General features: G+C 55.7%; 24 protein-coding genes. 5 read left to right on the forward strand and 19 right to left on the reverse strand.

Annotation, left to right across the window (positions count from 1 at the left end):
- Nucleotides 1–170: 170 nt before the first annotated feature.
- The 3 genes from DYE40_RS10205 to DYE40_RS10215 all read left to right on the forward strand — a co-directional run bounded on the left by DYE40_RS10205 (nt 171) and on the right by DYE40_RS10215 (nt 1,654).
- Entirely contained in the window at nt 171–452 is a 282-nt protein-coding gene (locus DYE40_RS10205; protein WP_115309003.1) for a hypothetical protein, read from the forward strand.
- A gap of 606 nt (nt 453–1,058) precedes the next feature.
- Nucleotides 1,059–1,358 (forward strand): type II toxin-antitoxin system RelE/ParE family toxin, encoded by a 300-nt coding sequence (locus DYE40_RS10210; protein WP_115309004.1) that lies wholly within the window; start codon nt 1,059–1,061, stop codon nt 1,356–1,358.
- Nucleotides 1,355–1,654, forward strand: coding sequence for an addiction module antidote protein (locus tag DYE40_RS10215; RefSeq protein ID WP_115309005.1), 300 nt, complete (start codon nt 1,355–1,357; stop codon nt 1,652–1,654). The genes DYE40_RS10210 and DYE40_RS10215 overlap by 4 nt, the downstream gene beginning before the upstream one ends.
- A 103-nt stretch (nt 1,655–1,757) precedes the next feature.
- Here DYE40_RS10215 and DYE40_RS10220 read toward each other — a convergent pair whose 3' ends face one another.
- From DYE40_RS10220 to DYE40_RS10265, 10 genes are all read right to left on the reverse strand, one after another.
- The gene (locus tag DYE40_RS10220; protein ID WP_115307381.1) at nt 1,758–2,411 is read right to left on the reverse strand and encodes an IS1595 family transposase; all 654 of its coding nucleotides are present in this window, start codon (nt 2,409–2,411) and stop codon (nt 1,758–1,760) included.
- Between the two features lie 551 nt (nt 2,412–2,962).
- Nucleotides 2,963–4,000: a lysozyme inhibitor LprI family protein gene (locus DYE40_RS10225; RefSeq protein ID WP_115309006.1), complete on the reverse strand. Its 1,038-nt coding sequence runs from the start codon at nt 3,998–4,000 to the stop codon at nt 2,963–2,965.
- Nucleotides 4,001–4,163: 163 nt separating this feature from the next.
- Entirely contained in the window at nt 4,164–5,495 is a 1,332-nt protein-coding gene (locus tag DYE40_RS10230; protein ID WP_115309007.1) for a sodium/glutamate symporter, read from the reverse strand.
- Between the two features lie 176 nt (nt 5,496–5,671).
- Nucleotides 5,672–6,874, reverse strand: coding sequence for a heme biosynthesis HemY N-terminal domain-containing protein (locus DYE40_RS10235; protein ID WP_115309008.1), 1,203 nt, complete (start codon nt 6,872–6,874; stop codon nt 5,672–5,674).
- Nucleotides 6,871–8,406, reverse strand: a complete 1,536-nt coding sequence (locus DYE40_RS10240; protein WP_115309009.1) for a uroporphyrinogen-III C-methyltransferase — start codon at nt 8,404–8,406, stop codon at nt 6,871–6,873. The genes DYE40_RS10235 and DYE40_RS10240 overlap by 4 nt, the downstream gene beginning before the upstream one ends.
- Nucleotides 8,403–9,125 carry a uroporphyrinogen-III synthase gene (locus DYE40_RS10245; RefSeq protein WP_115309010.1) on the reverse strand — a complete coding sequence of 241 codons (723 nt, stop codon included), beginning with the start codon at nt 9,123–9,125 and terminating at the stop codon, nt 8,403–8,405. The genes DYE40_RS10240 and DYE40_RS10245 overlap by 4 nt, the downstream gene beginning before the upstream one ends.
- A gap of 129 nt (nt 9,126–9,254) precedes the next feature.
- Complete coding sequence (gene pntB, locus DYE40_RS10250; RefSeq protein WP_115309011.1) at nt 9,255–10,640, reverse strand: Re/Si-specific NAD(P)(+) transhydrogenase subunit beta; 1,386 nt, start codon at nt 10,638–10,640, stop codon at nt 9,255–9,257.
- Nucleotides 10,641–10,732: 92 nt separating this feature from the next.
- Nucleotides 10,733–11,359, reverse strand: coding sequence for a hypothetical protein (locus tag DYE40_RS10255; RefSeq protein WP_115309012.1), 627 nt, complete (start codon nt 11,357–11,359; stop codon nt 10,733–10,735).
- A 94-nt stretch (nt 11,360–11,453) separates the two neighbouring features.
- Entirely contained in the window at nt 11,454–12,104 is a 651-nt protein-coding gene (locus DYE40_RS10260; RefSeq protein WP_115309013.1) for a tellurite resistance TerB family protein, read from the reverse strand.
- A 76-nt stretch (nt 12,105–12,180) separates the two neighbouring features.
- A complete protein-coding gene (locus tag DYE40_RS10265) occupies nt 12,181–13,722 on the reverse strand; it encodes a Re/Si-specific NAD(P)(+) transhydrogenase subunit alpha (RefSeq protein ID WP_115309014.1) in 1,542 nt (513 codons plus the stop codon).
- 278 nt (nt 13,723–14,000) lie between these two features.
- Here DYE40_RS10265 and gloA point away from each other — a divergent pair, with 278 nt between their 5' ends.
- Together gloA and DYE40_RS10275 are read left to right on the forward strand one after the other, a co-directional pair.
- Entirely contained in the window at nt 14,001–14,408 is a 408-nt protein-coding gene (gloA, locus tag DYE40_RS10270; RefSeq protein ID WP_115309015.1) for a lactoylglutathione lyase, read from the forward strand.
- 117 nt (nt 14,409–14,525) lie between these two features.
- Nucleotides 14,526–14,813, forward strand: a complete 288-nt coding sequence (locus tag DYE40_RS10275) for a hypothetical protein (RefSeq protein WP_115309016.1) — start codon at nt 14,526–14,528, stop codon at nt 14,811–14,813.
- A 358-nt stretch (nt 14,814–15,171) separates the two neighbouring features.
- On the opposite strand, the gene DYE40_RS10280 is transcribed toward DYE40_RS10275, so the two are convergent.
- From DYE40_RS10280 to DYE40_RS10320, 9 genes are all read right to left on the reverse strand, one after another.
- Nucleotides 15,172–15,600 (reverse strand): TOBE domain-containing protein, encoded by a 429-nt coding sequence (locus DYE40_RS10280; RefSeq protein WP_115309017.1) that lies wholly within the window; start codon nt 15,598–15,600, stop codon nt 15,172–15,174.
- A 439-nt stretch (nt 15,601–16,039) separates the two neighbouring features.
- On the reverse strand, nt 16,040–16,648 hold the full coding sequence (gene mobA / locus DYE40_RS10285) for a molybdenum cofactor guanylyltransferase (RefSeq protein WP_115309018.1): 609 nt from the start codon (nt 16,646–16,648) through the stop codon (nt 16,040–16,042).
- 201 nt (nt 16,649–16,849) lie between these two features.
- Nucleotides 16,850–17,302, reverse strand: a complete 453-nt coding sequence (locus tag DYE40_RS10290; RefSeq protein ID WP_115309019.1) for a methyltransferase family protein — start codon at nt 17,300–17,302, stop codon at nt 16,850–16,852.
- Between the two features lie 115 nt (nt 17,303–17,417).
- Nucleotides 17,418–17,939 carry a molybdenum cofactor biosynthesis protein B gene (moaB, locus tag DYE40_RS10295; RefSeq protein WP_115309020.1) on the reverse strand — a complete coding sequence of 174 codons (522 nt, stop codon included), beginning with the start codon at nt 17,937–17,939 and terminating at the stop codon, nt 17,418–17,420.
- A 3-nt stretch (nt 17,940–17,942) separates the two neighbouring features.
- Nucleotides 17,943–18,929 (reverse strand): GTP 3',8-cyclase MoaA, encoded by a 987-nt coding sequence (gene moaA / locus DYE40_RS10300; protein WP_115309021.1) that lies wholly within the window; start codon nt 18,927–18,929, stop codon nt 17,943–17,945.
- Between the two features lie 189 nt (nt 18,930–19,118).
- Entirely contained in the window at nt 19,119–19,469 is a 351-nt protein-coding gene (locus tag DYE40_RS10305) for a DUF1801 domain-containing protein (RefSeq protein ID WP_115309022.1), read from the reverse strand.
- A gap of 149 nt (nt 19,470–19,618) precedes the next feature.
- A complete protein-coding gene (locus DYE40_RS10310; RefSeq protein WP_115309279.1) occupies nt 19,619–20,317 on the reverse strand; it encodes an aspartate/glutamate racemase family protein in 699 nt (232 codons plus the stop codon).
- Nucleotides 20,318–20,695: 378 nt separating this feature from the next.
- A complete protein-coding gene (locus tag DYE40_RS10315; RefSeq protein WP_115309023.1) occupies nt 20,696–20,950 on the reverse strand; it encodes a hypothetical protein in 255 nt (84 codons plus the stop codon).
- 3 nt (nt 20,951–20,953) lie between these two features.
- Complete coding sequence (locus DYE40_RS10320; RefSeq protein ID WP_115309024.1) at nt 20,954–21,208, reverse strand: hypothetical protein; 255 nt, start codon at nt 21,206–21,208, stop codon at nt 20,954–20,956.
- Between the last annotated feature and the right edge of the window lies 1 nt (nt 21,209).

Consider the following 21,209-nt stretch of genomic DNA (forward strand, 5'->3'; position numbering starts at 1 on the left):
TCTATGCGCGTCTGCATCCCTTGTTTTGCCTTTCCAATGGAAAACGGGGGCGGAGGGCTTTATGCCCGCCGGTTTCGTTATGCCGGTCTGTCAATCCGCCCTTTGTTTTCCGCCCCCGCGTTTGACAGCGCGAAAGCGGTTATTTAAACCATAACGGAAAGAGCAAAATCATGAAATCTTCAAACCAACCCCAAACATCCCCCGCACAAGACACAATCGCCATCCCCCGCGATTTGTATTTCAGCGTGATGGACGCGCTTTGCCGTCTTGGCAAATTCGCAGGCCATGCCTACACCATCGCCGAAAACCTCAAAGCAGCCGAAAACAACGGCGGCAAAGGCGCATGGCGCAACATCGTCATGCTTGCCGACCTTGCAGAGGAAGCGGACGGCGTATGCGGCGAAAAGCTGGCAGACACCATCTGTCTGGAAGCCGAGAAGCAGGGCAAATAATCCCCATTGCCGCCCCGCAGCGCGTGATACAGCGCGTTTTGCAGGGCGGGCAATACCTACCCAGCCAAACACCAGCAAATGCGCAGAAAACGCAGATTTGCCGCCTTTGCACCAATGTTTCCAAACAGGAAACGGTAAACCGCCATCGTTTCATGAAAAAAACGCTATACGCGCGAGAAAAATGCGTTTTTGGTGGGTAGGTGGGTATGCGGCTCTGAAAGCCCCGCCAATCGGGCATCTTTGCATACCCACAACAAATCTTAATGTGGGTATGATGTGGGTATGGTGGGTATGATTTTTAAATCAAGCACTTGGAAGCACCCCATACCCACCTACCCACTACATACCCAGTAAATTCCTGTAAGTGGGTATGCGTTTTTTATATAAAAATCATCAAGTAACAATGTAAATTCCCACCTACCCACATAAAATCGCGTTTTGTATTATATATACGCTTTGTTTTTCCCCTGCCCGCCGCCCCGAAAAAACAGCAAAGGCCGTCCAAACCATTGAAATACATGGTTTCAGACGGCCTTTTGACCTGAAAAACCGCAACATATCGCAAAAGTGTTTGACAATGTAGCCTTACAGCTACACAATACCCCCATGAGATACATCATCGAAACAACAGCGCATTTTGACGAATGGTTTGACGGCCTGCGCGATTTGCGGGCAAAAGCCAAAGTTATTACGCGCCTGGAACGGATTGAAGCGGGCAATCTTGGCGACCATAAAGCCATAGGCGGCGGCCTTTCCGAAATCCGCATAAACGAAGGCAAAGGCTACCGCCTGTATTACACCATACGCGGCAATACCGTTATTTTCATGCTGGCAGGGGGCAACAAATCCACCCAACAGGCCGATATTGCCCGCGCCCGCCAACTCAAAGAGGACTTGAACCCATGACAAAAACCATCCCATTCGATCCTGCCCGCTACCTGAAAAACGAAGAGGAAATAGCCGTTTATTTGGAAGTGGCCGCCGAAGAGGCGGCAGAGGCCGGAGACAACAGCATTTTGCTGCGAGCCATCAATACCGCCGCCAAAGCGCGGGGCATGATGGAAATAGCCAAACAGGCGGGCGTTTCCCGCGAAAGCCTGTACAAATCGCTAGCCCCCAATGCCAAACCCCGCTTTGATACCATTGTCAAAGTATTGGACGCGCTTGGCGTGCAAATCAAAATCAGCGCAAAAACCGCCTAGCCTATCCCGCCACCCGCAACACAAACGCCCGTTTTCAGGCAAAGCGAAAACACCCCTACCAAGCGTTTATGTGGTAACTTTTAGGGGCTGTACTAGATAAGCCCTAAATTTCACACCACCGACGCAGCACTTTAAGCTGCTCGGACGGTGTACCAAAGTTAAAACGAAACTCACATTCTTTCAAGAAAAGAGGGAAAGATTTACGGTCAATTCCGTTATATTTTCGCAGAACCCGTTTTGCCTGATTCCAAAAATTCTCAATGCCGTTGATATGGTTTTGTCTGTCGGCAAACAGCTTGCTGTGGTTGATGCGGTGGTGGGTAAAACCACTTACATCCAACACGTCATAGCTGCTTAAACAATCGGTATAAACAATGCTGTCAGGCATGATTTTTCTTGTGATAACAGGAAGTAAGGTTTCTATTTTGGCATTCTTAACAACCACGGTATAAACCTTCCCACCCCGTTTAAGAATACCAAATACCGCCACTTTTCCCGCTGCTCCGCGCCCCCGTTTGCCTTTACGATGCCCACCGAAATAGCTTTCATCTAATTCGACAGCGCCATCAAAAACAGCGTCAGCTTCCAATGAAAGATAGTAGCTGATGACTTCACGAATTTTGCGGTAAAACAGTGCTGCTGAATTGGGGTGGATGCCCAATAAATCGGCAGCAGAACGGGCGGTAACTTCGAGTACAAAAAATTGAAGGAGTTTTTTTTGGATACTCTTTTTTAGTTTACAATGGGTTATCTTCATTTTTGCAGTCTATCATGACTGCTTATCTAGTACAGCCCCAACTTTTAAGGTAACATTTGCAAATTGAGAAAAATTAAAATTATTTAAATCAATGCATTAGAAGAAAAGTACCGTAGACCCCGCATCCACCAAACTCACTATTCCAGAGTATGCAGGAATAACAAAAACCGCTAATCAGACAAGGATTTAGCGGTTTTTCATTGCCTGCCGTGCGCTGGAATATTTCTTTACATTAATACTGCCCTCTTTTTCTGTCCATTTTCTATGCTGGATTTTAATTAAGAAACTGTCCTAATTATTTAGAAAAACTTCTATTTTTATACTATGAGCCTAGAAAAAGGAAGGAGATTTGGCTGTGAAATATATTTCGTTATATTGACAATATTGTGATTGACGATACCGTTTGGGAAAAGAAAAAATATTGCCGTTTGATAGATTACAGATTCATACAGAAATAACAAAACCGCTAAATTCCAGAATAAGTTGGCGGTTTTGTTATTTTTAGCATAACTTACCTTATTTTTCAAATAGTTAAGATAAACTGACTGCTCTTATTCCGCCTCTCCGAATCCGCGCAAATAACCGATCCGCTCACGGGTTTGCTGTGCATCACATTGCAGACGCAGGTATTCGGCACGTGCTGAATCCTCTGCTTTGGAGGCAGCACGGCGGCAGGCAGCTGTTTTACGGCCTATCCATTCGCGCTGCTCGTCTTGCAGACCCTGTTGTACGGTGGGATCAAGACTGCGCCAGACGGAGTTGATTTCGCGTTCGGAGGCCTGTTGGTCGTTTCTGACGGAATCAAGTTCCGTTTCGGATACAGAAGATTTGGGCGGCTCTTCCTCACGCGGCAAAGGAGCAAGATTGGGGGCGGGAGCATTATTGTTCTGCGCTGCGGACGAAGCTGTGTTTTCTTCCGGAACGGAAGCAGCTTCTTCAATAATTTCGATTTGACCGCCGTTTTTTGCCTGTTTCAGCGCATCTTCGATGGAAACGGCTTTGCCCCCGATGAGCAGCAGGCTTTTTACGCCGTACGGCAGCAGTGTTCCGGACAGGGCGTTGGCGGCTGCATCGAGGCCGTTTTCGGAGTATTGGATCTCAAAACCGCCGTTTTCGCTTTTCACCGGCGTGTATTTCAGAGCTTGGGAGAATGTACCGTTGTTGTTGTAACTCAGGCTGCTGCCGAGAATGCGTTCGGAGATGACTTTGTCGAGAGGCTTGTCACCGTAAATCAAAGGCGCGTTGGTTTGGGCGGTTTTAAGCGTTGATTGCGGAACGGTAACCGTCAATTCGGCCTGACAATAAGGTTTGGTGCTGCTGTTGTCCTGCCGGGGGTTGTTAAGGAGGACGGTAAGATCGGAGGAGGCCGCAATCACTTTGTCGGCATCGACAAACTGGCGGATGTCGTTATCCGCAAAGGTTCTGGCCTGCCTTTTAACGGCTTGTTGCAGGCTGTTTTGAATATTTTGCAAAACTGCCGGATCGGCACAGGAGAGTTCGGCCGGTTTGGGATCTTCCTTTTTGCCGCAGGCAGCCAAAAAACAAACGATGGCGGCAGCACTAAGGACGGAAAAACGTTTGGCGGTCATGGGATTCCTTTGCAGACTGTGTCGGATATTGGTTGCAGACGGCCTGTTTTGATATTTTAAACAAAGATGAAACAGGGAGGCCGTCTGAAAAAGACGCGCCATCATAGCAAAAGCACCCGCACAGGTTAAGCCGCTGCGGGTGCTTTTGCTTAGGGTTTACAGTTTACTGTTTCAGGAAATCGACGAAGCCGGACAGAATCAGAGCATTGATAATGTCCACGAAGAACGCGCCTACCATCGGCACAATCAGGAAGGCTTTGTGCGAAGAGCCGAAACTTTGGGTAATAGACTGCATATTGGCCACCGCCGTAGGCGTTGCGCCGAGACCGAAACCGCAGTGTCCTGCCGCAAGCACAGATGCGTCGTAGTCGCGTCCCATCAGTACGTAAGTAACATAGGTTGCGTAGAGAATCATAACGACGGTTTGTACGGCGAGAATGACCACCATCGGGCCGGCCAAGCCGGCAAGCTGCCACAGTTTCAAGTCGAGCAGGGCAATGGCGAGAAACAACGACAGCGATGCGTTGCCGAATACGTCGACGGCACGGTCGAACATATTCATTTTAAAGCCCAACGTCAGCACGTTGCGCAGGATGACACCGGCAAACAATGCCCATACAAACTGCGGCATACCGACAATCGCCAGCAAGACGCGTGTACCAATACGGGCAACTGCGCCGTTTGCACCTTCTGTAAACGGCGTGAGGGCACTGACCATATACGGACGGAATACGTCGTACATGATGGCGGATACGGCCAGACAGGCGGCGAACATGGCCAGAGTTTCGATGGCGGAATTGGCGGTAATCAGACGGGTTTGTTCGGCATGTTCGAATACATCGTCTGTGCTTTTATCGGGGTCGTCATCGGACATATTCACGCTGATTTTTTCCTGCTCTTCTTCACTCAGCGGCTTGCGTCCCATTTTGTTGATAAGGCGGCGGGCAACCGGGCCGCCGATAATGCCGCCGGATACCAGGCCGAAGGTGGCTGCGGCCATACCGAGCGCGGTCGCGCCGACAAAGCCGTATTCTTTTTCAAAAATGCTGCCCCACGCACCGGCCGTACCGTGTCCGCCGGTCAGCGTAATCGAGCCGGCAATCAGACCAATCAGCGGATCTATGCCCATCATGGAGGCCAGTCCGACCCCGACGGTGTTTTGTACCAGAATAAATGCGCCCACCACCACGGTAAACACTATCAGCGGCATACCGCCGGCTTTGAGTCGGGAAAAGTCGGCACTCAAACCGATGGAAGTGAAGAAAACCAGCATGAATGCGGTTTGCAGCGATTTGTCGAACTGGAAGCTGACATGGAATACCATGTGCAGGACGGTCAATACCAAAGCGGCCAAGAGGCCGCCGGCTACAGGCTCGGGAATGTTGAAATCACGCAGAAATTTGATTTTTTTCACCATCAGTTTGCCGAACAGCAGAACGATGGTGGCGGCGATCAGGGTGTAGTAACCGTTGAACACCCATTCGGTAGTTTGCATGAAGCAGCTCCAATCTTTTGTGTTGTGTAAAATAAAAAATGCCGGGACGCGATATTAGGGCAAGCGTTCGGTTTTGTCAAAACTGTGTAAGAAAGTGCAAATCGCCCCGCAATATCAAAGGCCGTCTGAAAAAACGTTCGACTTTTCAGACGGCCTGCTGTGTTTTTTGTACGCCGTTATGCGTCCGTATCCTGATGCGCCAAAGCCAAAGCCTGCAAACGCTGGTTTTCCGCACCGGCGGCATTGCCGGTTTGGTCGAACACTTTGGCCAGCGCAAGACGTGCCTGCGGTGTGTCGCGTTCGGCAATCCCTGCTTCCAGATAACCCTGTGCTTTGCCCCAAAGCTGCTTGCCGTAGGCCAAAAGGCCGAGGCTGACGAGTAGGTCGGCATCTTTCGGACGTTCTTGCAGCCAGCCTTCTGCAGCATCTACGGCTTTCCGCTGCGCTTTGTCGTCAAGATAGACTACGCTTTGTACGAAAGGCGGCAGCAGGGCTGCCTGTCCGTTTTGCGGATAGTATTTCCCTACCCATGCGGCGGCAGCTTCATACAAGCCGAGATTTTCGTATTTTTCGGCCACGGCCGCACAAAGCACACCTGATTTCAGCGTGTCGGGAATCCGTTTCAAAACACGTTTGAGGCCGTCTGAATCCGTTGCTCCGGCCAACAGGCGGCGGTAGGCCCAGTCGCGGTATTGTGCGGCTTCGTTTTCGTTGGCCGCATGCTGTTTTTCCAGTTCGGCGGTTTTGTCGAGAACGGCTTCCGTATCGCCGTGGTCGAAAGCATAGCGCAACTGCAAACGCAGCAGGCGGGTCAGGCGCGGGCTGATTTTCGCGGCGGCATCGAGGTTGGCCTCGGCAGCGGGATAATCGCGGCGGTTGAGCGCGTCTTCGGCCAGCAGCAGATAGCGGGAAAGCTGGCGTTCGGCAGGCAGTTCGGAGATTTCTTCCAAATAGCGGCCGCGCAGCCCGGCATCGTTCATACGGTCGGCAGCGTGGGCGGCAATCATCAGGGCAAGAGCGCGGATTTCGCCTGCCTCTTTGTTTTTCAACACTTTCGCCGCTTCCTGCTCGGCTTTTTGGTAGCGGCCTTCAAAATAGGCCAGACCGGCCGCATTGAGGCTGCTGCCGGCTTTGCGGCTTCTGCGGGCGGTGCCGAAGCGTTGCAAACGGGCAGGAATGCCCGCCAGTCCGCCGAAAAACTGCACCAATATATAGAAAAGGACGACGACCAGAATCAGTGCGGGAACAAACAGCTTCAAATCCACCCGCGCCAGCGTGGCACCAATCTGAAAATAAACGTTGCCGCTGAACATGGTGGAGGCAACGGACAGACCGACGGCTGCGGCGAACAGAATCAGTATCCAAACCAGTGCCTTCATGCCGCACCGCCTTTCGCCTTGGCCGGCTCGGAGGCTTTGCGTTCGGCAGGCTTGCCGTCCGCCTTGCCGCTCTCGGCAGCTTTGGCTTTCGTTTCACCGGATTTGGCCGCTTCCGGCTCTTTGGCCTGTTCAGTTTGCTGTGCTTTGGGTGCGTCTTGTGTTTTTGCCGCAGACGCAGCCTGTTCCTCCGCTGCGGGCGGGGTTTGAACGGCGGGCACGGAAGCTGCGGTTTCAGACGGCATCACAACCGGAGCCGATGCCTGTGCCGGTGCGGAAGCAGGGGCTTCGGCGGATACGGCCGGTTTCGCGTCGGGCAGCGTAACGGTTTGCGTACCGCGCACGGTATCCTGATATTGGCGCACGGCGGCGAGGCTGGCTTTCAGTGCGTCGTTGGAAACCAGGCGCATATCCAGCGATTTGAGTTCGGACAATTCTTTGAGCCAGGCCTGTGTTGCTGGCGAGCCGGTATCGAAATACCGCCGCACCGCCGCTTCGGCCGCATTCAGATCGCTCAAATACACTTCGCTGTTGTGCTGCATCAGGGCGGTGCGGGCATCAATCAGACGCAGACGCAGGTTTTCGCGCACGAAATACGCCTGTTCGGGCGCAAGCAGCATGGCATCGCTGTTGTCGAGTTTGCGCACTTCCACCAGCGAACCCAGCCCGCGGACGGTTTTGCTCCATGAACGCTGCCACCACGAGGCGTTCGGATCATCCTGCGGCCCGGTTTCTTCCGCACCGGGCTGCAAGGTGCTTTCCAGCACCAGCGGCATACCGGCTACGGCGGTTTCCAACCTGTCCAAACGCAGAGAAGTGCCGGTAACATCGAGATACGGGCGGTTTTTCAATGCGGCCAAATCGCTGCTTACCGCCTGCTTGATGGGCAGCAGGTCGGCCTGCTCGAAGCGGTTCAGACGGCCTTCGATGTTTTCCAAAACAGTAACGGCCACCGGCACGTTGCCCGAAAGCAGTAGCTGCTGCGAAGCCATATTCAGCGTGGCTTCGGTTTCGTCCACCAGCCAGTCGGAGCGGCTGCGCAGCAGTTCGCGGTAGGCCTCGGCGGCGTTGTCGATCTGCTGTTTGTTTGCTCGCTGGCCTTCGGAAAGCTGCATCAGGGCGGCGGCCAGCTCGTTTTGGCGGCGGCCTGTCTCCTGCAATATTCTCGCATTTTCGCTCTCGCCCACTGCGGCTTGGTCGATTTTCTGGTTAAACGCCATTTCCTGCGTTTTCAACACGTTTTGTCCCTGTACGAACAAGAATCCGCCCGTACCCAAAGCCAAAAGCGAAAGCACCAGCGCACCGGCGGCAAGGCCTTTCCCGCCCGACTGGCTGATAATGACTGGTGCCGGCGCGGCCTGTGTTTCGGCGGCTTTCGGCTCGGAGGGTGCGGCAGCTTTCGTACTTTCTTTTTCCGACGCAGACACGTTTTCAGACGGCCTGTCTGTGTTCAGGCCGTCTGAAACGGCGGGAATCGGTTTTTCGCTGGGTTCGTTGCCGTTTTCTACGGCTTTATCGGTTTCTTGTCCGCTCATCGGCTCTGCTCCGTGTAACGTTGTAAGAGGTCGGCGGCAAGTTTTCCTACTACTGCCACCCGTTTCGCGCCCGCCGCATACAAGGCATCGGCCACGCGCTGATGATTTGTGAAGTATAGCAAGGATTGCAGCATTTGCGTAAACGCCGGCCCGGCCTGGGCGAACAGGCCGCGCACCGCTTCGGCGGAGGCAATCCATGCCGCATCTGGCCTGGCGGCGGCCACAGCCTGCCAGTCTATGCTTTGCGGCCGTCTGAAATACACTTCGGCGGCGTGTACGGCAAAACCGTGCTGCCGCAGCGCGTCCGCCAGAAATTCGCGCCCGCCGTGTCCGCGCACAATCAGAATGTCCGCCCCGCGCGGCAGGGTGTTCCATACCGCCATCCGCAGCACCGCTTCGCTGTCGTTGCCGCTGTCGGGCGACAACACGGGATGCGGGCAATACGCCTGCAAGGCCTGCCTGCTGCCCTGCCCCACGGTAATCTGCGCTTTGCGGCCGTCTGAAAAATCCAGATATGGCGCGGCGGCGGCAACGGCGGACGGGCTGACCCAAAACACGGCACAGGCCGTCTGAAAATGCTGCGGCAGCGCGGCCAATGCGGCGGAATCGCTTTCGATGGAGAACGGGCTGGCGGCCACACCCCGCCATCCTGCATCGGCGCAAATACGCATATCGGCAGCGGCCTGCCCGGGAGGACGGACGATAAGAAGGGTGTTCATAACAGATTGGAAAACCGGAAAACACAGAAACATCGCAGCAGGCAGCGGGAAACTTTCCACCCGCTGCCTGCCGGAACAACACGAATCCGATAGAAAAACAGTATTGCCGCACCTGTTTTTCAGACGGCCTTATTTTTTGAGTTCGGCCAGAATTTCATCTACCGTCTTTTTCGCATCGCCGAAGCACATAACGCTGTTTTCATTGAAAAACAGCGGATTCTGCACACCCGCATAGCCGGTGTTCATCGAACGTTTGAACACCACCACTTCTTTGGCTTTCCACACTTCCAACACCGGCATACCGGCAATCGGGCTGTTCGGATCGGTTTGCGCGGCTGGGTTGACCGTGTCGTTCGCACCGATAACCAGCACCACGTCGGTTTCCGGGAAATCGCCGTTGATTTCGTCCATTTCCAGCACGATGTCGTAGGGTACTTTCGCCTCGGCAAGCAGTACGTTCATGTGGCCGGGCAGACGGCCGGCGACGGGGTGGATGCCGAAGCGCACTTCGGTGCCGTTTTTACGCAGCAGTTCGGTAATTTCGGCTACAGGATATTGCGCCTGCGCCACCGCCATGCCGTAGCCCGGGGTGATGATGACGCTGTGCGCTTCTTTGAGCATTTCGGCCACTTGCGCGGGCGAAGCCTCGCGGTATTCGCCGATTTCGCCGCCGTCCGCAGCGGCTGTGCTGCCGTCCGTGCCGAAGCCGCCGGCAATTACCGAAATAAACGAGCGGTTCATCGCCTTGCACATGATGTAAGACAAAATCGCACCGCTGCTGCCGACCAGCGCACCGGTAACAATCAGCAAATCATTGGAGAGCATAAAGCCCGCCGCCGCCGCCGCCCAACCGGAATAGGAGTTGAGCATGGACACTACCACCGGCATATCCGCGCCGCCGATGGAGGCGACCAAATGCCAGCCGAAAGCCAGCGCAACCAGCGTCATCAGCATCAGGGCAAACCAGCTTCCGTCAACCGATACAAAAACCAGCATCAGCAGAAACGATACGGCAAGCGAAGCCAGATTCAATTTGTGTTTGTGCGGCAGTTGCAGCGGGGCGCTGCTGATTTTGCCGTTGAGCTTGCCGAAAGCCACAATCGATCCGGTAAACGTTACCGCCCCGATAAACACGCCCAAAAACACTTCGACCAAGTGTATGGTATGCATTTCAGACGGCACATTACCCGGCTCGATAAAGCTGTTGAAACCCACCAAAACAGCAGCCAGGCCGACAAAGCTGTGCAGCAGCGCAATCAGCTCGGGCATTTCGGTCATTTCCACTTTTTTTGCCTTGTAGATGCCGATGATGCCGCCGGCCAGCATGGCAAGAATGATCCAGCCGATTGCCTGCGTATTTTCGGCAAACACCGTTACAAACAGCGCAACCGCCATGCCGGTAATGCCGAAATAGCAGCCCTGTCTGGCGGTTTCCTGCTTGGAAAGCCCCGCCAGCGAGAAGATAAACAGGATGGCGGCAACAATATACGCTGCCGTTACAAAGCCTTGGGACATTTTTCGGTCTCCTGTGGTTGGTTTGGTAAAAAAATCGGGATTTCAGACGGCCTTTTCGCTGCGCGACCGCCCGAGAAAAGTTTTGCCGGTTTTCAGACGGCCTCTGCGCCCTGCCCCGCTCCGTCTGCCTCTGTGCCGCTGTGGAACGCGCGTGCCTGGCGTTCGGCCTGCCTGCCCAAGTCGTCAAGCATCAGGCCGACATATTCAGGGAAGATGTAGGCCGCACCGAGTTTGGCGCGGGCGGCTTCGGTGGCGGGCATCAGGCTGGGGATGGGGGTGGTTTGGTCGGTTTCGCCGTCCCATTCGATGATAAAGCGTTTCCCTTCGTAGCGGATGGGAACGACAGGGCATTCGCGGTTGCGGCGGATCAGGCACAGAGCCTGACGGGTAAACACGTCATACAGCCAGCCGTCGCCCAAATCGGTGGAAAACAACAGGAAGGCGGAGGGTTCGGCGGTCTCGAAACCGGTGGCGGTAACGTAGTCTTCGCCGCGTCGGACGTGTTCCGCAAGCGTATAACACTCTTCGGTAAGCGGGGTGCGGCCGTAGCGTTCGCCCGCAGCGTGGCAGGCCTGGGCGTGCGACCAGTTTTGGTAACCGGCCTCTTTGGCCGCAGTGCCGAGCAGCGCAGCCATCTGCCCGCCGTGCTTGGCCTGCTGTTTCTTGGCCTGCTTTTTGAGGTATTCGAGGGTGTCGCCGGTGGTGTGGATGTATTTCATTATGCCTCGTTGTTATTTTCGCGTTTTCGGTCTCGGAGGCCGTCTGAAAATGGTTTTATATTTTTCAGACGGCCTTACTGGCTGCCTCTGCGGTTCAGAAACCGGCCTGTCTTTCAAGCTGCTCGGCAAGCTGCGGATCGAGGCGGAAGGCTTCGGCCAGCTGCGAGAGGAAGACGATTTCTCTGCGCGAAAGCTCGCCGCAAACCATGCGGGCGGCCAGATAGGCTTCGGCTGCTGCTGCGGTATCGCCGCCGGCAAGGTCGGCAAGCTGGGCGGGAGTGGCGGGGCTGCGGGTTTCGGCCAGCAGCCATTGCTGCGTTTCCGGGTCGCTGCCGCCTTCCTGCGTGATGAGGGCGCGTTCGGCTTCATCGATGCTGCCGTCGGCTGCTGCTGCTGCAATCATGGTTTTGAGAACAAGCTGCCCGGTCTGCTCGGCCTGCGCGCCTTGCGGTTCGAAAGCGTTTTGCGTCAGAAGGGGAACGGCTTGCGGGCTTTGGGCGGATGCGGATTGGCTGCCGCCGCCCGCGCGGTTCTGCTGCCAGCTTTGGTAGGCATGGTAAGCAAGTGCACCGAGAGCGGCAGACGTGCCGGTCTGCACCAAAGTTTTGCGGGTTTTCTTGCCCAGCAGCATGGAGGCCAGCCCGGCCGCCGCCGCACCGCCGCCGACTTTGGCCAGCAGTTTTTTGTCGCCCGCACTTTGTTTGAGGCCGCCGAGTACTTGGTTAAGGAGGTTTTGAAAATTCATATGTGTCATCTTTCGTTTGGTGGTCATTCCGTCTGAAAAAGCGTTTCAGACGGCCTTTCGTTTTTTTCAGACGGCATCAGCCTTTTCTAAACATATTCAGCATACGCCTGGTTACAAAGAAACCGCCGAAAATGTTCACGCTAGCAATCAGCACGGCAACAAACGCCAGCAGCGACACAAAACCGTTGCCCTGCCCGATTTGCAGAAGCGCACCTACCACGATGATGCCCGAAATGGCGTTGGTTACCGACATCAGCGGCGTGTGCAGCGAATGGCTTACATTCCACACAACGTAATAACCGATGACGCAGGAGAGCACGAACACAATGAAGTGGTTGAGAAACGCCGCGGGAGCAACCGCACCCACCCACAACACCAGCACCGCGCCGACCACGGCGGGGGCGAGTTTTTTCCATGCCGGCACGGGCTTGGCTTCCGGCTTGGCGGCAGCGTTTTCAGACGGCCTCTGCGCCTGCTGCGGCGCAGCGGAAACCTGGATGGCGGGAGGCGGAAACGTGATTTCGCCGTCGCGCGTTACCGTCATATTGCGGATAACCGCATCTTCAAAATCCAGCGTGATTTCACCGTCTTTGTTCGGACTGAGCAGTTTGGTCAGATTGGCCAGATTGGTGGCATAAAGCTGGGAAGACTGCCCCGCCAGACGGTTGGCCATATCGGTGTAGCCGATGATTTGCACGCCGTTGTCGGTAACATACAGCCCGCCGGGTTTGGTCAGCTCGCAATTGCCGCCAGTGGCTGCGGCCAAATCCACAATCACAGAGCCGGGCTTCATGCTTGCAACCATTTCTTTGGTAATCAGCTTGGGTGCGGGTTTGCCGGGAACCGCAGCGGTGGTTATGATGATGTCCACTTCTTTGGCCTGCTCGGCAAACAGCTTCATTTCGGCAGCAATAAACTCATCGCTCATCACTTTGGCGTAGCCGTCGCCGCTGCCGCCCGCTTCTTGGGGAAAGTCGAGCTTGAGAAATTTGCCGCCCATCGATTCGATTTGTTCGGCCACTTCCAAACGTGTGTCAAACGCCTTCACGACTGCGCCCAGCGAATTGGCCGTACCGATGGCCGCCAAACCGGCCACGCCCGCGCCAATCACCAAAACCTGCGCCGGCGGCACTTTGCCCGCAGCCGTAATCTGCCCCGTAAAAAAACGTCCGAACGCATTGGCCGCTTCAATCACGGCGCGGTAGCCGCTGATATTGGCCATCGAAGAGAGCGCGTCAAGCGACTGCGCCCGCGAAATACGCGGCACCATATCCATTGCCAGCACATTGACTTTTTTATCGGCCAGCTTCTGCACGAGTTCGGGATTCTGCGCCGGCCATAAGAAGCTCACCAGCGTCTGCCCCTCTTTCAAGCGGCGCATTTCGTTGCCGTTTGGCGCGTTTACTTTGTAAACCAGCGGGCATTTCCACACATCGGCGGCCGTGCCGGTTTGCGCACCAGCCGCCTCGTAGGCAGCATCGTCCAAACTTGCCGCTTCGCCCGCACCTTGCTCGACGCATACTTCAAAGCCGAGCTTTTTCAGCTGGGACACAGTGGCGGGCGTGCAGGACACGCGGGTTTCGCCGGAGAGGGTTTCTTTCGGGATGCCGATCATCATCTTGAATGCTCCTTTACGGGGGACGTTTTGAATGCAATATCGCGCGGCATTGGCGGGCAACACCGTTAAAATTTGTCTGCCTTATAACCGAAACACTTTACACTAGCAACTGTTTTTCCCCGAAGCACCGCTATCTTCCGCCTGCCAAACGGTTTTCCGCCGAAACGCCCGAGACCGGAAGAACAGAAGATGCGCCCTGCCCTTTGCAAAACTTTATCCCGCCGCAAGCCTGCCTTACAATACCGCCCCCGCAAACACTATAATTTAAGGAACACACCATGCGCCTCCTCCACACCATGCTGCGCGTCGGCAATCTTGAAAAATCGCTGGATTTCTACCAAAACGTACTGGGCATGACACTGCTGCGCAAAAAAGACTACCCCGAAGGCCGCTTTACCCTGGCCTTCGTCGGCTACGGCGGCGAAGCAGACCACACCGTGATCGAACTGACCCACAACTGGGACACCCCCGCCTACGACCTCGGCAATGCCTACGGCCACATCGCCATCGAAGTAGATGACGCGTACTCCGCCTGCGACAAAGTAAAACAGAAAGGCGGCAAAGTCGTCCGCGAAGCCGGACCGATGATGCACGGTACCACCGTCATCGCCTTCGCCGAAGACCCCGACGGCTACAAAATCGAGTTTATCCAGAAAAACAGCGGCGGCGATTCGGTGAAATACTAGTCTGCCCTCCGGAAGCGGCAGGCCGTCTGAAACGCTTTTTTTTGTACGGAGATATGGAAATTTTCGTTTTTTTAACGTAATCTCGCCTTATCTGCTTTTTTATTCCGTACGAATACCATGTCCGCATCCAACCACGCCGCCGCCTACACCGCCTTTAAAGACTTCTATCAGGAAGAACTCGACCGCAATCCGTTCTACCGCTACATGGTGCAAATGCTGCGCCGGCCGGACTGCCTGCCGCCCCACGTCCGCACAGAAGCCGTGGGCGAGCTGCACGACTTCGAGCACGAGTGTTTTCAAACGGCCTTTTTCCGCCTCAACATCCTCGCCGAAGGCCATGCGCACGAAATCGTCAAACCGAACGACTTTTTCTTCTTCCGCACTGCTTTTGAAACACAGGAATAAGCACACGGCGCGGCCAAATGGCGAGAGGCCGTCTGAAAAATAGATTTTCAGACGGCCTCGTTTTCTATTTTGCAAACTGCTATACAAATGCTTCGCCTCATAGCAACACACCCACCTTAACGGCACAGGCCGTCTGAAAAACAAACAAAAACACCCATCCCGCCGTCCGCACAACAAATAGGGTGTGTCGCACAGCGACGCACGCGCTCCCGCCGAAGAGGAAACAGGCCGTCTGAAAACCGTAAAACAGTTTTCAGACGGCCTGTTTCTCCTGTCCTATACAGACAAAAAAGCAGCCCGAATAGTGGGCTTCAATAACGCCAAACCTTCGGGCTGCTTTTTGTGTATCAGAAAGGTATTACGCAGGTACGCCCAAAATCACGCTGCCTGCTTTGAACAGGGCGGTGGCGGTTTGGCCGACGTGCAGGTCGAGGCCGTCGGAGCTTTCGATGGTGATGCCGGCGATGATGGACACTCCTCCGCCCAAGTCGATTTCCACCAGCGAATACACCGCCCCCCGGCTGATGTTGCTGATGGTGCCGGTGAGGCGGTTGCGGGCGGAGAGCTTGATGTGGGCGGCATCGGTGGCGATGATGACGCTGGTGGATTTGATCAGGGCGACAACAGGTTTGCCTTCTTTGAGTTCGAGATATTCGCGGCTGTCGCAGGTAATGGTGGCGGCGAGTTCCTGCCCGCCGGAGAGGGCAACAGTGATTTCGTCGTTGACAGCACCGTGCCTGATGGTTTTGACGGTACCGACAAGCTGGTTGCGTGCACTGGTTTTCATGGATTGCCCTTTATTATGTAATTAATTGTATTGTTTGAAAAAAATTTTCACAAACGCCATTTCGCGAAAACGGGCGCAATCTTAGCGGGAATGCGGTTTTTTGTAAATCATGCGGAAGGTTTAGGGAAGGGGAAAATTTTTCCGCCTCTGCCGCCGCCGTTCCCATACTGACTGGAATGACAGATATGTTGGAAACATGAATATTTTCAAATTATTTCCTTGCATCAGACAGGCTGCCGCATGGAAACGGCAGGGGTAGGAAAACGGCTTTCCAGCCGAAACCTTTGCAAAAGGCCGAATCTGCCCGAAATCCGTCATTCCCGCGCTGGCGGGAATCTTCTTTAATATTTTGAAATCATTTTAAAACAGTATGCCGCTTTATCACGGCAAAGATTCCCGCCAGCGCGGGAATGACGGAGAGGGAGGTTTGGCAAAGGTTTCAGACGGCCTGTTGCGCGCTCCATGCAGCCAGCGCGGCAGCGAATTCTGCGGGGGTGTTGAAATTGGCGTAGGGCTGCCACGCGGCGGGCATTGCGGTGTCGCGGGCTTGGATTTGCGCCACCCAGCGCATCACGCGGCGGCTGCCGCCATCGAGATAGGCGGCCAGGCCGTCTGAAAGTGAAGACGGCCAGTAGGCCAAAAGCGGATAGGCGGTTTCGGGCGAGCGCAGCATCAATACGGTTTCGCAATCGGGCGCGGCGGCGGCGTTCAGACGGCCTATCATGGCTTCGGGCCCAATCAGCGTGTCGCAGGTCATCACATACACGCCCGCCAAACCCTGCCGCCGCACCTGCCGTAATGCCGACAATACGGCAGAGAGCGGCCCTTGTTTTTCGGGCAACGCGTCGGCCAGGCGCACGGCGCGTTCGGGCAGCGGCAGGCTGTTGCCGCCGTCGGCCAGCCACAAGGGGCGGCTCGGGGCGGTGTGTGCGGCCAAATAATCAAGCAGCGTGCCGCCGTTTAGCGGTAACAGGGCTTTGGGGCTGCCCATACGGCTGCTTTGTCCGCCGCAAAGAATCAGGAGCGGGAGCGGGTTGGTGTCGTGCATGGTGTATGAGGCAGGCAGTTTGGGACGGAACCCAACAAGTTTTTGAAATATCGGCAATTTCTGTGATTCTGCCCAACCTGCCTGCCTTTTTTAATATTGGTTGGATATTTTCAGGCTGTCTTTTTTTTGGGGGCGGTAAGGCAGTCTGAAAACCGTTTCAGGCGGTATTTATCGTTTCAGGCTGCCACTCTAAACATATGCTTACAGCCAACGCCGCGTTTGGCAACAGTATGCGCGGTAGGCTTCGCCGAACCGGACGGACAGGATGCGCTCTTCAGGGATGATTTGGAAGCGGGTGATATAGGCGGCGAAAACGGCAACGCCTGCCCATGCGGCAGCCTGTGCCAACTGCAATGCCCATGCCGCCAGCAGCAGCACCATACCCAGATACATCGGGTTGCGGCTGAAGCGGTAGATGCCGTCTGAAACCACCAAACGGCTTTGTTCCGGCGTATGCGGATTGGCGGTGGTGCGGTGGCGGTGGAATGCGGCAACGCCTGCCAGCATTATTCCGAAAGCTGCCGCCGCAACAAGCACTGCCAGCCACGGCATCGCGGGCAGGTCGGCAGGCCGCCATGCCGCCAAAGCGTACATCAATACGGCACACAGCAGCATCACGGCAAGCGGCGGAATTTTCAGCTCCAATGCGTTCATGGTTTTCCTTTTTCAGACGGCTTTGGCGGTGTTGGTTGCAGGCAGGGCATTTCCGACCTATTGACTGCACGGATGACATGATAAGCCGTCTGAAAAGCAGCCTGAGAAACCTGCGCTATTTATCCCACGCGTTAAACACGCGGGTGAAGCCGCAGCTGTTGATGCGGGGGTCGAGCTGGGGGGCGATGACGTGTTCCCAGGCGGTGCGGCAGGCGCCGGGCGAGCCGGGCAGGCAGAATATCAGGGTGCGGTTGGCGATGCCGGCAACGGCGCGGGACTGGATGGTGGAAAGGCCGATTTCCTGCATGGAAACGGCGCGGAACACTTCGCCGAAGCCGGGAATGGTGCGGTCGAACAGGATTTCTACCGCATCGGGTGTGATATCGCGCTCAAACATGCCGGTGCCGCCGGTGATGAGCAGGACTTCGACGGCGGGGTCGGCGATGGCGGCGGATGCGGCGGCGCGGATGTCGTATTTTTCGTCGCGGCAGATTTGGCGGCCTTGCAGGATGTGGCCTGCGCTTTGCAGGGCGGCGGCAAGATAGTCGCCGCTTTTGTCGTCGGCGGCTTTGCGGGTGTCGCTGGCGGTGAGGATGCGGATGTTGAGGGGGCGGAATTCGGGTGCGGCTTTGTGCATGGTTTAGCCTCCGGTCATGGATAGGTTGGTAATGAGGCCGACTTTTTTGTCGTGCAGGTAGTGGTGTTCGGGCTTTTGGGCGACGGTTTGGTGCAGGTATTGGCGCAGGCCGTCTGCATCGGCGGCTTTCAGGTAGTCTCTGAGGTCGTAGGCGATGCCGCCGAAGAGGCACAGGTGCATTTTGCCTTGGGCGGTAACGCGCAGGCGGTTGCAGCTTTTGCAGAAGTCTTCGCTGTATGGGGCGATGAAGCCGATGCTGCCGGCGAAGTCGCGGTGGTAGTATTCGCGGGCGGGGCCGGCGTGGGGCTGGCGGGGGAGGAGCTGCCAGCCTTCGCGTTGCAGGCTGCGTTCGATGCGGGCGGCGGAAAGGTGCTGGCTGTTGAAAAAGCCGAGATTGTCGCCGGTTTGCATGAGTTCGATGAAGCGCAGGGTTACGGGGCGGGTTTTGATGTAGGCGAGTGCGTCGGGCAGGGTTTGTTCGGCGTAGCGGCGCAGCAGCAGGGTGTTGATTTTGATGCTGCCGAACCCGCTCTCAAGGATGGCTTCGAGATCGCGCAGGATGTTTTCGCATTCGCGCTTGCCGGTGATTTGGTAGAAGGTGTCGGGGTTGAAGCTGTCGATGCTGACGTTGAGTTTGTCGAGGCCGGCGGCGCGGTAGGCGGGGAAGATTCTGCCGAGGCGGAAGGCGTTGGTGGTGAGGGCGACGTTTTCGATGTGCGGGGCGGCTTTGCAGGCGGCAATGATGTCGGCCAGGTCGCGGCGCAGGGTGGGCTCGCCGCCGGTTACGCGGATTTTGCGCGTGCCGCATTGTGCAAAGGTGTTGGCCAGCGTTTCGATTTCGGCCAACGACATTTCGTCGGGCTTGGCTTTGCCTTGGTAGCCGTGGGGCAGGCAGTAGTTGCAGCGGTAGTTGCACAGGTCGGTTACGGACAGGCGCAGGTAGCTGAGACGGCGGTCGAAGGGGTCGGTAAGCGGGGCGGTGTTGTTCATGGCGTGTCTCGGAGTGCGTGGGGTGTGTTGTTTTTTGGGTATGTTTTCAGACGGCCTTTTGGGTTTTCAGGTAGCCGTGGCGGTGTGTGATTGGCGGCGGGTGTTGGGCTATAAGACAATCGGTGTGTTTTTGGCACTTCTTTTGCGCGTTCGTCTCAATCCAAGAAACCAAGCTGCCGGACAGGCATTTTATTCTGCCGCTTTTTGCGCCAATTGCAGGTAATCCGTCAAATGCTTGTTTTCTACGTCTTCAAGCGTATGTAATTTCAAATGGCGGCGGCCTTTGCCTTTTCCTTCCAACAAACCGTGCGGGTCTGCCATCTCGGCGCCACGGCCAAATTCCACAGTTACATGCTGTTTATAAACGAAAATGCCGCAAAACGGTTCGGGCGCGGCAAACAAAATACCGCCATATTTCACTTCTTCGCCTACTGTATCTGCCAGTTGTAATATTGTCGTGCGCACACTGTCGGCGATTTCATACAAAGCAGGATTGGCAATTTGCCAGTCATTCAGCAGATTTTGTACTTTTGGATTCATGGCCTCCTCCTGATTGGAATCCTGTATAAATTATGCAGCTTTTTTGTCGAAAATCGGGGAACGCGTGCGCCGCCGGCGGCACACCCTACGCAAATATCGGAAATTGGTTTTTCAGACGGCCTTTTGTTATTTTTCGCGCCGCAATTGCGCTATGCGGGCTGTGTCAAGGCCGCGTCCACTGCCGCAAGGGCGTGGATGGCGGTGCTGTCAAACACGGGCAGCGGGCTGGTTTCTTCGTTCGCAATCAGGCAGATTTCGGTGCAGCCGAGTATCACGCCCTGTGCGCCCGCGTCTTTCAGACGGCCTATCGCATTTTGGAAATACGCCGCCGATTCCGGCCGGATACGGTTCAGGCACAGTTCTTCAAAAATAATGCGGTGGATTTCGTCCTGCTCCGCGCTGTTTGGCACGATGGTTTGCACGCCTTGCGCGGCCATGCGTCCGGTGTAGAAGCCGTCGCTCATGGTAAAGCGCGTGCCGAGCAGGCCGACGGTGTCCAGGCCCTGCCGTTTGACCGCGTCGGCGGCGGCATCGACGATGTGCAGCAGCGGAATCTTGACGGCGGCTTCGATGGCGGGGGCAACTTTGTGCATGGTGTTGGTGGCCAAGAGCAGCAAATCCGCGCCTGCGGTTTCGAGTTTGGCCGCGCTCTTTGCCAGCACGCGGCCTGCCGCCGCCCAGTCGCCGCTTTTCTGCAAACGGACGATTTCTTCAAAATCAAGGCTGTGCATCACGATATCCGCGCTGCGGTTGCCGCCGAGCCTGCGGTTGGTTTCGCGGTTGATGGCCTGATAGTACAAAACGGTGCTTTCGGGACTCATGCCGCCGATGATGCCGATGGTTTTCATGGTTTTCCTTTTGCTTTGTGCCGTGTTTGCCGTGCGGGCGGGGATGGCGGCAGTTTTGGGTTTCAGACGGCCTTTTGCCGGTAAACAGATAGGTAGGTTGGGTTGCCAAACCCAACAGTTTTCACGTTTGCAAAGACTTGTCCGGCCAACCCGGTCTGCGGATTGGGTTTCAGACAGCCTTTGGTTTTTTGTAACTCGGGTTGCAAACCCAAGGGTTTTCAAGATGTTAAGGTTTTGTTGGGTCTCGACCCAACCTACGTATCTGAAACCTTTGGGATTGGGTTTCAGACGGCCTTTCGGGTTTTCATGTTGCTTTTTCAGGCAGCCTTTTTGTTTTCCGGAAACCGAGGAACGCGTGCGTCGCTTCGGCGACACACCCTACGCCAGCGGCGGAAACCGGTTTTTCAGACGGCCTGTCCGTTCCGTCATTCCCGCGCAGGCGGGAATCTTTTTTACGGCTTCTGTTTCGGCGGTTTTATCCGGCTTGGGTTGCGCTTCGGACAGGATTCCCGCCTGCGCGGGAATGACGGCGGTTGCGGGTTTCAGACGGCCTTTCGGGTTTTCATGTTGCTTTTTCAGGTAGCCTTTTTGTTTGCCGGAAATCGGGGGGCGCGTGCGTCGCTTTGGCGACACACCCTACGCCAGCGGCAGAAACCGGTTTTTCAGACGGCCTGTCCGTTCCGTCATTCCCGCGCAGGCGGGAATCTTTTTTACGGCTTCTGTTTCGGCGGTTTTATCCGGCTTGGGTTGCGCTTCGGACAGGATTCCCGCCTGCGCGGGAATGACGGCGGTTGCGGGTTTCAGACGGCCTTTCGGGTTTTCATGTTGCTTTTTCAGGTAGCCTTTTTGTTTGCCGGAAATCGGGGGGCGCGTGCGTCGCTTTGGCGACACA

The organism is Kingella potus (assembly GCF_900451175.1).
In the GTDB taxonomy this organism is placed as follows: domain Bacteria; phylum Pseudomonadota; class Gammaproteobacteria; order Burkholderiales; family Neisseriaceae; genus Neisseria; species Neisseria potus.